Here is a 12,487-nt window from a genome sequence, read left to right on the forward strand (position 1 = left end):
TCATACGGATACTCAGCTTACACGTTAATTTACCGGCACTTTAGCTAACGCTGCCCTAAAGGAAAGCGTTAGCTAAGGGCGCCATCAGTATAGGCCTTTTTTCTCCCACTCTGGGTCAAAGGCACCTGATTTTGCCATCTCGTGCATGTCATTCCAGACCTCTGACAGCAGTAGCGCCGGGACTTTTTCCAAAGTTAACGCACGCCCGCGTCCGCCTTCGCCCATTTGGGTGAATTGCATGTGTCTGATTGCGGCGGGAATGTCATCTTCGCTCACGTAGCTGCCGGTGAAATACAGGTCTGCCCAGATTTGTGCGCCTCTGAATTCTTTGCGGTATGCGTCGAAACCACCCCCGTCGCCGATAGGCGCCCGATCATAGCCTGCCTTTTTGGCGGCTGACCGCAGTTTGAAGGTGGTCATCAACCAACCTTCGCGGTCGGTCAGTTTGGTATCTTTGCTTTGCGCGTCTGTCAGGGTGCGCACAGGGCGGGATACTTGCGGGAATAGCGGTTTAACCTCAAAGTCCTTAAGATGTTGCAGCCATTCGTTTCTGTCATCTTCGGAGAGGTTGGCCGTATGCGCGATGTCGATTTTACTGATTGTAGACAGATCAATGTCGTCGCCAGCCGCGTTCACTACTTCGCCTTCGGGGGTAAGCCGTAGCCCGGTGATGAATGCGCCCTTATCGTCCAGACCGCGCCAAATGACCCGTTCGGTCAGGCGCTGCATAATCGGATGTTTGGTTAGATCATCCTGCCAAGCCTGCCGTTCCCACGTGCGACTGCTAATCATCGCGTCGTAAAGCCGGGCCTGCTGTTGGGCATGGGCGGTTTTGATGGTTTTCTTGGCCGCGCTTAGGAGTGATTTGGATTCCTTGGTGTTTGCATCCTTGCCAGCGGGGATCGATTTCACCTCTTTGCCTTGCGGGTTATACAGTTTGACGGTCAGATCACTGCTTAGCCGCGCTGTATAAGGTTTGGCATCTTCGCCGACCTCTAGCAGCATTGTGCCGTCGTCTTCGAACCCGCCTGTGGGGACAGACCGATCGGCCAATTCGTCTTGGGTCCAGCCGCGTGCCTCTGCCAATTGTGACACAAGCGTTTCGGCCAGTTCGCGCACGGTGCGTTGTTTGAACCGGGTTGCGGTCGCGACAAGCACTTGCACCGCGTCTTGGGTTCCCATGCCGTAAAGGGTTTCGACCAATGCCTTGGCTTGCGATACCCGTTTGCCGTGCTGTTTGAGATATGTTGCGATCAGTGGTCCTGCTTTGGCAGACGTCGCCCGGTGGGCTAGCGCAAGGATACCTTTGCTGTCCGCCCCAGAGTTGGGATAGCCAGACGACATGCCCCGCAGTATCTGTTCCGCAATCTGTTGTTCCGTGTAGCCGACTTGGGTCATCCAGCTGCTTTGTTGGGCGACTATACGTTTCGCCATTTCTGCGGCCTTTGTGCGTGCCGCTTCGCCGACAGGGCGGTCGGTATCATAAGACAGCCAACTGTTAAGGACCCAATCAGCGACTTCGGTCACGCTTTGCGGTGTCATTTGGTCAAAGTACAGGCCAAACAACGGTGACCCGAGCGGCGATTTTAATTTGAGCGCGAGCCGCAGCCAGCCGTCCAACACAACAGGGTCGGCGGTGGTTTTGTCTTTCCATTTCAGGCTGGGCGCCGTCGACAAAGGAAGCCAGTTCAGTTTTTCGTTGGGCAGCTTTTCAACAAACTTTTGGGCTTCTTTGATTAGGGCATCGCGACCAAGATATGGCGTTGTATCGCCACCCAATCGCGAAACGGCAGAAATCAGATCAGCGCGGGCGAGTTCGGATTTTTCGGTTTTCAAACGTTTGGTCAGGGCGGGCAGGGCGGATTTCGCGCCCCGATCAGCCAAGAACCGCGCCGCGTTTGCGCGGACGGCTTGGCGTTTGTCAGACAAAATGGCGATCAATTGATCATCAATCCCCGGCGCATCAGCAAGCAGTTTTTGCGCAGGTTCACGCAACCGCGCCCTATCATCTATCGCCACAAATAGCAGCGGTTGCACAAGATCGGCAGGCAGGGACGGAAAGTCAGCGATGACTTCCATAGCGCGTATTGCCGTTTTGATGTCAGAACCGCGGGGGGGAAGTGCATCAACAATGATGGGTAGGTTTGACGCTGCAATTTCCCAAACGCCCGGCGAGATTGTTGAGGAACCGTAATAGTATCTTGGGCGATTGATGACTTCACTTAGATAACGACTAGCATAGGTGAGCTCATTCCCATCACTGGGTGTTTGTATGATGGCTCGGTTTTCTTCGGCGATCGCGACAACCTGTGAAAAACTGACACGACCATCTGCGATTGCGCTTTGGACATATCTGCTTCGGGGATCGTGGCTGCTCGAAAAAAGTCCCAACAGTGAATACGATTTATAAGCGGCAAGGTCGATTGCACGGCGTAGCGGAATTTTGTCGAGCGCGGCCTCGATAATGGGGGCGAGCGTATCATCGTATCGGTGGGGCAGTCCCGGACCAGAACCACGTTTTTCATCCGTTGGTGAACCAACAGGTGTATTCAGGGATTTAAGCCAAGCTGGACCAATTGGAAGGACTTTGTCTTTGGTCGGTTCGCTGTGTTTTTTGTTTCGCTTGATCCAGTAGTCATAACTGCTTTGGTATCGGGCTTCGGCATCTTGGCGCATCTTTTCTTCGGTGGGATGGAACTGTGCGTTAAAGCTTTCGTCGAGAGGGGCGCTGCCGTCGTCAATGAGTTCGATATGCGGTGGCAGCGTGATGTGCGCACCTTGGATATCGATATAACCGTTTTCTATGGTATTCGTTTCGACGACCGGTGCCCCGACAAACAGTTCGAGCGCCGTCAGAACAGTTTGGCTTTTCTCGGTATCTTTGTGGGCTTTTAACATAGCAAGCGCGGAAGGCGTTCCGAGCATACCAAGCACCTGAACACCAAACGCGCGCACTGTCGCCTTTTTTGATTTCAAGGTATCGGCGGCCTTCGGTTCAACCGTCGCGCCGTTATGTTCGCGGAGTAGATCGACTGCCGCCGCACGTAATGTGGCCGATGTTTCTTCGGATTGTTTGAACAGATAGTTCAGGAATTCTGGAGAAGTTACAAAGCTTTGCTTTTTCAATCCTTTCAGAACCATGCTACGCCCCTTGCCATCGCAGCGGTCGAGAGCAGTCATTAAGCTGGTTGGCTGGAATTGGCTCCAGGTGGTTTCGTTCTTGGGGAACTTTAGGTTGAGGCTTCGGTTTGAATAGCGTTCAGTTGGCAGAATAAATGTGATGATGTCCGCATCTGTGCCACCAAGTATTTCGGCAGCTTTACGTAGGTCCGCCCATGACGTCGGTGTTTCCGTTTTAACGGTATGTCTTCGCTTTAGCACCTCTAGCAGAATGCGTACGTCTTCTGAAATAGTGTCTAAATGGCCTTGGCTTTTCCCGGTATATGTCGAAACGCCCCAATTCATCGCAACGCGTAGTTCAGCATAGCGCGCGAGCCGGTCTGGATGGCCGCCTAAGATAAAGCACAGGTCATTTGTCGCACTGACCGCTTTTGAATCTGTGCGACCAGGCGAAAAATTAGTGTTCTTAGCTATTGTTGCCTTGATGTCGGCAAGGACGGCCCGATCTTCACCCGTGAGAAAGAATAATTCTGCACGTGCCGAGAGCCCTGATTTTAACGCACTCAGGTAACGAAATGGAGATATGTCTTCTTGTGAAGAAGGTTGGCTGGTTTTGGTAGTCTGCCCCATAAGGCCTTGTAGAATACGGCGTAGCACTCGTTAATATCTCCCTAAATCGAACCTTCTGCGCGCAAAGGTTGATCGTAAGGTGATGGAAACACAGGCGTTTGAAAAGGATAAAGTGCAGGATTTCGTGCCGCGCCGTTTGGCGCGACACAGGTTTTTATTTACACGCGTAGCATTGTTTTGATGGCACGGCGTTCGTCCATTGCCTTATAGCCTTCGGCGACTTGCGCGAGGGGGAGTTCAAGATCAAACACTTTGCCTGGGGCGATTTCACCTTTCAGGACCATGTCCATCAAATTGGGCAAATAGCGGCGTACCGGCGCTGGCCCGCCAAACAAACGTTTTTGCGCAAAGAACAGCCCTTCGCCTGTGAACGTAACTTCGTGCGGTACACCAACAAAGCCGACAGAACCGCCGGGACGGCAGACGCCCATTGCCTGATCCATTGACTGCTGTAATCCAACACATTCCAGCACCGCATCGGCGCCGACGCCATTGGTCAGTTCAAGCACGTCGCTAATCCCTTCTTCGCCGCGTGTTTCGACGATGTCCGTTGCACCATATTCCAATGCCAGCTTTTGTCGGTCTTTATGGCGGCTCATGGCGATGACCCGTTCCGCGCCCTGAAGTTTAGCAGACAGAACGCCCATAAGCCCAACCGCGCCATCGCCCACGACAACGGCTGTGGAACCTGATTTTACGCCTGCGGCTTCGGCGGCGTAATACCCCGTGCCAAGTACATCAGAAACCGCAAGCATATGTGGGATTTGATCGTCTGTTGGCAGTTCGTTTGTGGCAACCAATGCCCCATCGGCAAGTGGCACGCGTGCATAGGGGGCTTGGGCACCTGTCATGAATTCGCGCTGCTCGCATGATGAAGGGAATCCGAATTGGCAGTGTGGGCATGTGTTGTCGGATAGAACAAACGATCCGACCACGAATTGCCCCGGTTTAACAGATTTTACGTCAGCGCCGACTTCGACCACTACACCGCAGTATTCGTGACCCATATGCATAGGCTGAGAAAAATCACCGTGCCCGCGATAGGGCCATAGATCGGAACCGCAGATGCAGGTCGCCGAGAGTTGGATAATTGCATCTGTAGATTTAAGAATTTTAGGGTCATCGACGGTGTCATAGCGGACATCACCGGGACCATGCATTACTGTCGCTTTCATATCTTTTCCTTGGTTTGGGTGACGCGCATCGGGAGGAAGGACGCGTCAGGGTTTCAGTAGGGATTTGCCGTTACCGACAAGCGCAAGGGCAAGCAGCGCGAGGAAGATGCTGCCCAAGAAAGTCGCGTAAATGCTGATCGAGTCGAGCAGTGCGCCACCGATCACCGCCCCGAGCAATATCGCAGTTTGGATAGATGCAACCATCATAGAGCCTGCTGCCTCGGGGGCGTCGTCCATGTTTTGGGTCATCCACGTCATCCAGATAACGGACATCGCGGTGTTCATCGCGCCCCACACAAACATGAATATTGCTGTTGCAATGACATTGCTTCCTAAAATCATTAGCCCGGCTGTCATCAGACCCATCACTAGCGGCGGCAGTTTTAGCAGGCGTTCGACGTTCTGCCGAACAAGGCGCCCTGCAAGCCATGTGCCTAAGAATCCAGCGCACCCTAGCACAAGTAAAAGCAAGGATAAGCTGTTGACCCCTACGCCTGTGATCTGTTCCAGAAATGGTCGCAGATAGGTGAACATTGTAAACGCTGATCCCCATGTAAATGTGGCAGCGGCCATGGCGCGGAAAAAATATGGGCGTGAAAGAACTTCGCGCAATGCGCTGAACCTAAGCCGCTTTTGTGCCGGAAGTGACGGGAGTGCGATCCATTGCCAAATGAGGGCGGCGACGGTGATGGGTACGAGTATCAAGAACACGCCCCGCCATCCAATAGCGCCGCCTAGATAGCACCGATCGGTGCGGCAAAGGCAGCGGCGGCACCTTGGCCAGTATACATGATCGCGATCGCTTTTGGGATCGCCTCGGGTGGGACCAGCCGCATGATGACAGCAGTGGCCAGCGCCCAAAACCCGCCAACCGCGACCCCCAAAAAGGCGCGTGCGATGATCAAGGCGATGAAATTTGGTGCAAGCGCGATGGTTACAAGCGACACCAGCATTAGCAGTGTCATGGTTAACAAAATCGTTTTGCGGTTTACGCCGCCTGCCATTGTTGATGCCAATAGGCTGGCGAGGACTGCGAACAACCCAGACACCGATACGGCCTGCCCGATTTGACCTTCGGTGGCATTAAGCCCCCCTGCCATGGGGGTTAAAAGGCTAACAGGCATGAATTCTGCTGCGATCAGTAAGGTGACGCAGAGTGTCATGGACAAAACAGCGCTGAGTGCTGTCAGCGTTTTTGGTTGCTGATGGGGGTGGGTCGTTCGGATTGTCATGCAGGTCGCCCGGTTATTGCCTTCCTTAATTAGGACACGGCCAGAACCGCGACTACGGTCGAACGGTTCATCGCACCAATGAATGTTATTCATGAATAGGGGGGTTTTGATCAGTGCTGAATTTAAATAATCTACGGTTCGTAGCGTAGGTAGTATGAATGAAACGAGATGATATTGCGGATTTGACGACTTTTGTCGCGGTCGTCGAAGAAGGGAGCTTTACCCAAGCGGCCGTTCGGCTTGGCGTATCGCAATCTGCAGTTAGTCATACTATCCGCAGGGTCGAAGCCGCGCTTGGCTTTCGTTTATTGAACCGGACTTCGCGAAGCGTGTCGACGACGGAGATGGGTGAAAAGCTGCTTGCCACATTGCGTCCGGGACTGGCCGAGATTGAAACACGGATCGAAGAACTGCGTAGCCTCGGAGACAGCCCAAGCGGACATATACGGCTGACCACATCAATGACTGCGGCGCGCATGATCCTTTGGCCGGTGATGACAAAGCTGGTGAGCGATTATCCTGAAATCCAGATTGAGCTGAACACGAACGCCCGGCTTGCGGATTTGGCAGAAGGGCGGTTTGATGCGGCGATCCGACTGGCCGAGGCAGTGCCGCCCGATTTAATCGCAATCCCTGTCGGTCCTGCGATTGAGATGGCCGCAGTGAGTACGCCTGCGTATTTTGCACAACGTGGCGTTCCACGGGTGCCTTCTGATTTGGATGACCATGACTGCATCACGATGCGGTTTGGCACAGATACGCCGCCTTATGATTGGGAATTCGAAAAGGACGGGCAAGAGCAGATAAAGCGGGTGTCTGGACCGTTCATCTTCAACGAAGGTGATTTTTGTGTCGACGCGGCGCGGGCCGGTTACGGTATCGCCTTTGTGACGCTGCCCGAGGTGCAGGCGGAAATCGATAGGGGGACTTTGCAACGCGTGCTGGCCGATTGGTGCCCCCCATTTGACGGTTTTCAAATTTGCTATCTAAGCCGCCGCCAGATGAGTTCGGCGTTTCGGTTGTTATTGGATCGGCTACGCGACCAAAACACGGCAAACCGTTAATTGCGCTGGCGGTTTGTCGGTGTGCGGACTGCTGCTTGATATTTCACCACATCGGTGCACGGAACTGTGAATTTCAATCAACTCATTGTGAAATAATGGGAATTCATCGATTGTGCGTCAATTCACCACGGGGCGTGTCCCGATAGCATAGGCGTAGGCCGCGAATGTAACTCGTGTTCCGGTCTGCCGGTGACCTCCCAGTCTGGCAGATGTCGGACAAGAAGAAGAGGCACGCACTTGTTCAAATATATCAAATACTTGCTGGCGGCGGCGGGCGCATTTGCGCTTTCTGGGTGTCAGTACCACATCTTATCCCCGCAGGGTTGGGTCGGCATCCAAGAGCGTAATCTTTTGGTTATTGCGACATTGCTGATGCTGATCATTATTATCCCGGTTTTGATCATGGCGGTCTATTTTCCGCTGAAGTATCGCGCGGACCGGTCGGATCTATCGGACTATGACCCGACCTTTGAACATTCCAACAAAATCGAAGTCGCTGTTTGGGGTATCCCGATCCTGATTACTGCGGCGCTTGGCTGGTACACCTATGTTTATACGCATCGGCTTGATCCGTATCGTCCGCTTGATCATTTGCAGGCTGGCATCCCGATCGAAGTCGACGCGGTGTCGTTGGATTGGAAATGGCTGTTTATCTACCCGGAATTTGGCGTTGCATCGGTGAACGAATTGGCCGTGCCGGTGGGTCGGCCAGTGAATTTTCGCCTGACCTCTTCTACGGTGATGAATACCCTGTCGATCCCGGCATTGGGTGGCATGGTCTATTCAATGGCAGGGATGGAAACCCAGTTGCATCTGGTTGCTGACGCGCCGGGTGTGTTTCCGGGGCGGGCGGCGCATTATTCCGGCCCTGGGTTTTCCCATATGACGTTCGATACGCTGTCGATGTCTGACGCTGATTTCGACAGTTGGATCGCAAACGCGAAGTCGGACGGCACCGATCTAGGCCGTGAAACCTATCTTACGTTGGAAAAGCCAAGCATTGCTGACCCGGTTCGTTACTTTGCCACGGTCGAGGATGGTCTGTTCGATCATGTGGTTGAAATGTGCGTCGATAGCGGCACCGTTTGTGCGGGCCAGATGATGATGCAAGACAAGATGGGCGGTGGCGGGATTGCCGGCATCCCGAACGCGGCTGCGTATAGCTATGACAGCAAACGCGCCATCGATGGGCTTGGTACGTTGATAGACCTGCCGACCCCAAACCCCGAAGCCTTTCACGAGGCTTTTCTAAACTCTCCCGATTATATTTGCGGCCCATCGGCACGCAAGGAGGCCGTTATTCATGTCAATTGAAACAATTTCCCCACTGTTTGGGCGGCTTAGTCTAGATTGGATTCCTTACCAAGAACCGATCCTTGTTGGCACGTTTGCTGCGGTCGCCATTGGCGGTTTCGCGGTATTGGTTCTGATGACCTATTACGGGCTATGGGGGTCTTTTTGGCGCGACTGGGTGACGTCAGTCGATCACAAGAAGATTGGCATCATGTATATGGTGCTTGGCTTTATTATGATGGTGCGCGGTTTTGCGGATGCGTTGATGATGCGGGCGCAGCAGGCCTTGGCGGCTGGCGGCGCGGAAGGATACCTCCCGCAGCACCACTTTGATCAGGTGTTTACGGCCCACGGCGTTATCATGATATTTTTCGTGGCGATGGCCTTTGTCACGGGGATCATGAACTTTGTCATGCCAACCCAGATTGGTGCGCGCGATGTGGCGTTTCCGTTCCTGAACAACTTTTCGTTCTGGATGACGGTCGCTGGCGCGTTGTTGGTCAATATTTCCTTGTTCGTGGGTGAATTTGCGCGTGTTGGGTGGCTTGCGTTTCCACCGTTATCGGGGGCGTCGTTCAGCACAGGTCCGGGCATGGATTACTATTTGTGGTCATTACAGATTGCCGGGGTCGGGACGACCCTATCGGGTATTAACCTGATCGCCACTATCATTAAGATGCGCGCGCCGGGAATGAAAATGATGGATATGCCTGTCTTTACTTGGACTGCGCTGGCGACGAACGTTTTGATTGTTGCGGCGTTCCCTGTTCTGACTGCCACGCTCGCGCTGTTGACGTTGGATCGCTATTTCGGGATGCATTTTTTCACCAATGACTTTGGTGGCAACCCGATGATGTATATCAACCTGATTTGGATTTGGGGGCACCCAGAGGTTTATATTCTGATCATCCCAATTTTTGGTGTGATTTCCGAAGTCGTCGCGACCTTTTCCGGTAAGCCATTGTTTGGCTACAAGACGATGGTTTGGGCAACGGCTTGTATCATGGTGTTATCGTTCATTGTGTGGCTACACCATTTTTTCACGATGGGATCTGGGGCGAATGTGAACACCTTCTTTGGCATCACCACGATGATCATCGCGGTGCCTACGGGGGTTAAAATCTTTAACTGGTTGTTCACCTTGTACAAAGGCCGCGTGCGCCTAGAGTTGCCGATGTATTGGACCATTGGGTTTTTGGTCACCTTTACCATTGGTGGCATGACGGGCGTTTTGCTGGCAGTGCCGCCGGTTGATTTCCAGTTGCATAATACTCTGTTTCTGGTCGCGCATTTTCATAATGTGATTATCGGTGGCGTGGTGTTTGGCGTTTATGCTGCCGTCACTTATTGGTGGCCCAAAGCCTTTGGTTTCAAGCTGAACGATACATGAGGCAAACGTAGTTTTTGGTTCTGGTTCGTTGGCTTTTACTTTGCGTTCATGCCGCTTTACGCGCTGGGTCTGATGGGTGTGACGCGCCGGATCAACCAATACCCTGATCCTGCATGGCAGCCCTATTTCATCATTGCCGCCTTTGGCGCTGTGCTGATCTTGCTAGGGATTTTGTCCACTTTCATCGGGTTCTACGTGTCTGTGCGCGACCGCAAGGCGCTGGCCTGTGGCGGTGACCCGTGGAATGCACGGACGTTGGAGTGGGCGACGCAGTCACCGCCCGCGCCTTATAATTTTCCACAAGAAATACAGGTCCGTGGGCGTGATGAATTCTGGCGGATGAAGCAAGACGGGTTCGTTTGGTCGACCGCATATCAGCCGATCCACATGCCCAAAGGCACGGCCACTGGTGTGTATATTGCGGGTTTTGCGCTGGTGTTTGGCTTTGCAATGGTCTGGTACATCTGGTGGCTGGCGACCCTTAGCTTTGTTGCGATGATCGCAATCGGGATCGGCCACACGTTCAACTATAACCGCGATTATTACATCCCCGTCCAAGACGTGGTGGCAACCGAAGCGAAAGGAGCGGTGGCATGACCCCATTGGACAGCACGCAGTTAGCGCCGGTGATGGTCGTGAATGACCACGACCATGGCGCAGATCATGACAGCCCGACACAGATCGGTTTTTGGATTTACCTCATGAGCGATTGCATCATCTTTGGTGCGTTGTTTGCCACCTATGCCGTTCTGGGCGGTCGTTACGCAGGGGGACCGGGGCCGCTCGATTTGTTCGAGCCAGAGTTCGTCGCGGTTGAGACAGCGTTGTTGCTGTTTTCATCTGTGACCTTTGGCTTAGCGATGTTGCAGGCGGTCAAGGGCAACCTGAATCGTACGCTTGTCTGGTTGGCGGTGACCGGGGTTTTGGGTGCCGGGTTTATCGGCATGGAACTGTACGAGTTTCGGCATCTGATCCACATCGGTGCGGGTCCTGATCGGTCTGCATTTTTATCAGCGTTCTTTGCGTTGGTGGGCACACACGGGCTTCATGTGACGGGCGGGATCATTTGGCTTGTGACGCTGATGGTGCAAATCAAAATGCACGGTCTGATCGACGCAAACATGCGCCGTTTGGCAACGTTGTCGATGTTCTGGCACTTTCTTGATCTGATTTGGATCGGTGTGTTTTCCTTTGTTTATCTTGTGAGGTTGGTGTGATGCTTGCAAAAACACATAATGCACATGGCGCGGCTAAAGATCACGGTACGATGGCGCAGTTGATGATCGGCTTTGCGCTTGCCGCGCTTTTGACCATCATCCCGTTCCTCTTGATCATCGCCGAGGTCGAGATAGCCCGCACCACGTTGATCGGGATCATCATGGGCCTTGGGGCGGTGCAGATTGTCGTGCATTTGGTATATTTCTTGCATGTGAACCGCAGCGCAGAGGAGGGCTGGACCCTGTTTGCGTCGATCTTTGCGGTTTTGATCTTGGTGATTGTTCTTGCTGGGTCGCTTTGGGTGATGCGCAACATGAATGAAAACATGATGCCAATGCACGATATGGACCACATGACATCGCTGCAGTCGCAGCAGGGTTAATCCTAACCGGGGCCAAATCCGGCCCCGGTTCTTGCCGGAGAAATTCTATGCCGCTTTCGATCCGCTGGCCGCGGTTTATTTTCGTCAGTCTTGTTGCGTTGGTTGGTATCGCCGGGTTTTCGTCGCTTGGCGTTTGGCAGATTCAGCGCCTTTACTGGAAACGTGATCTGATAGAACAGGTGGATACCCGTATCCATGCCGTCCCCATTCCGGCTCCGGGACCTGCAGGTTGGTCTGAACAAGACGCCTATCGGCGGGTTACTGTGACTGGTCGGTTTTTGCACGACGAAGACGTGTTGATTTATACGCCCTCTGATTACGGGCCAGCGGATTGGGTGCTGACGCCGTTGGTGACCGATACCGGAATGATTATCATGGTGAACAGGGGCGTTGTGCCTGACACGCGGGCGCGGGCTGGCGAATATGCGCGTGATGATGGGACAGTGACGGTGACCGGGTTACTGCGTGTGTCAGAGGACAAGGGCTGGCTGTTTTCGCGCGAAAACGATCCCGCGAATGGGCATTGGTATCGGCGCGATATTGGATCGATTACGACTGCAATGGGCTATGACAATGCCGCCCCATATTTCGTGGATCAAGAACTAGGCGCTGCGGCGGGTTGGCCGCGCGGGGGGCAAACTGTCGTTCAATTTAGGAACGCACATCTAAGCTATGCACTGACATGGTTTGCTTTGGCAGGCGTTGTATTTGCTGGTTATGTGCTGGTTTTGTGGGGTCACCGGACCGCAAAGGTCTGCGTTGCACCAGCCGTGGATCATCACGCCTAGCAGACTGGTCGCGCGCAAAATGACTTTGCAGCAGAAACCGACAAAAACAGTGGTGGCGTTCAATACCTGCTGATTTGGTTCAGTTATGTGGCGAGACATATGCCCGGCGTGCACCGTTACGCCGGCCGTCGCTTAGCCAGCCGTGTGATTGCGTCCCTCGTGGTCAGGATATGCCAGCAAACAGATCCACAAACC

7 protein-coding genes and 2 pseudogenes are annotated in these 12,487 nt (G+C 53.6%); 6 read left to right on the forward strand and 3 right to left on the reverse strand.

The genetic code is table 11. From position 1 onward, the window contains the following. Window positions 1-84 precede the first annotated feature (84 nt). From CLV80_RS12225 to CLV80_RS18815, 3 genes and pseudogenes are all read right to left on the reverse strand, one after another. On the reverse strand, window positions 85-3,777 hold the full coding sequence (locus CLV80_RS12225; protein ID WP_133169774.1) for a DUF4132 domain-containing protein: 3,693 nt from the start codon (window positions 3,775-3,777) through the stop codon (window positions 85-87). Between the two features lie 131 nt (window positions 3,778-3,908). Then, entirely contained in the window at window positions 3,909-4,925 is a 1,017-nt protein-coding gene (locus CLV80_RS12230; protein WP_106358227.1) for a zinc-dependent alcohol dehydrogenase family protein, read from the reverse strand. Window positions 4,926-4,970: 45 nt separating this feature from the next. Further along, window positions 4,971-6,250, reverse strand: a pseudogene (locus CLV80_RS18815) (MFS transporter). Window positions 6,251-6,315: 65 nt separating this feature from the next. Between CLV80_RS18815 and CLV80_RS12240 the strand changes: the two are divergent. From CLV80_RS12240 to CLV80_RS12265, 6 genes and pseudogenes are all read left to right on the forward strand, one after another. Beyond that, window positions 6,316-7,221, forward strand: a complete 906-nt coding sequence (locus CLV80_RS12240; RefSeq protein WP_106358228.1) for a LysR family transcriptional regulator — start codon at window positions 6,316-6,318, stop codon at window positions 7,219-7,221. Window positions 7,222-7,458: 237 nt separating this feature from the next. Then, entirely contained in the window at window positions 7,459-8,535 is a 1,077-nt protein-coding gene (gene cyoA, locus CLV80_RS12245) for a ubiquinol oxidase subunit II (RefSeq protein WP_106358229.1), read from the forward strand. A gap of 190 nt (window positions 8,536-8,725) precedes the next feature. Then, window positions 8,726-10,501: pseudogene (locus tag CLV80_RS12250) on the forward strand (cbb3-type cytochrome c oxidase subunit I). 32 nt (window positions 10,502-10,533) lie between these two features. Beyond that, window positions 10,534-11,121 (forward strand): cytochrome o ubiquinol oxidase subunit III, encoded by a 588-nt coding sequence (gene cyoC / locus CLV80_RS12255; protein ID WP_207766580.1) that lies wholly within the window; start codon window positions 10,534-10,536, stop codon window positions 11,119-11,121. Next, window positions 11,121-11,504 carry a cytochrome o ubiquinol oxidase subunit IV gene (gene cyoD / locus CLV80_RS12260; protein WP_106358231.1) on the forward strand — a complete coding sequence of 128 codons (384 nt, stop codon included), beginning with the start codon at window positions 11,121-11,123 and terminating at the stop codon, window positions 11,502-11,504. Before cyoC ends, cyoD begins: the two co-directional genes overlap by 1 nt. A 47-nt stretch (window positions 11,505-11,551) precedes the next feature. Beyond that, window positions 11,552-12,292 carry an SURF1 family protein gene (locus CLV80_RS12265; RefSeq protein WP_106358232.1) on the forward strand — a complete coding sequence of 247 codons (741 nt, stop codon included), beginning with the start codon at window positions 11,552-11,554 and terminating at the stop codon, window positions 12,290-12,292. Window positions 12,293-12,487 lie beyond the last annotated feature (195 nt).

The organism is Yoonia maritima, assembly GCF_003003285.1.
Classification (GTDB): Bacteria; Pseudomonadota; Alphaproteobacteria; order Rhodobacterales; family Rhodobacteraceae; genus Yoonia; species Yoonia maritima.

Coding starts and splice junctions, on each gene's coding strand:
- CLV80_RS12230 (WP_106358227.1), bottom strand. CDS start 4,925: ATGAAAGCGACAGTAATGCATGGTCCCGGTGATGTCCGCTATGACACC.
- CLV80_RS12240 (WP_106358228.1), top strand. CDS start 6,316: ATGAAACGAGATGATATTGCGGATTTGACGACTTTTGTCGCGGTCGTC.
- cyoC (WP_207766580.1), top strand. CDS start 10,534: ATGGTCGTGAATGACCACGACCATGGCGCAGATCATGACAGCCCGACA.
- cyoD (WP_106358231.1), top strand. CDS start 11,121: ATGCTTGCAAAAACACATAATGCACATGGCGCGGCTAAAGATCACGGT.
- CLV80_RS12265 (WP_106358232.1), top strand. CDS start 11,552: ATGCCGCTTTCGATCCGCTGGCCGCGGTTTATTTTCGTCAGTCTTGTT.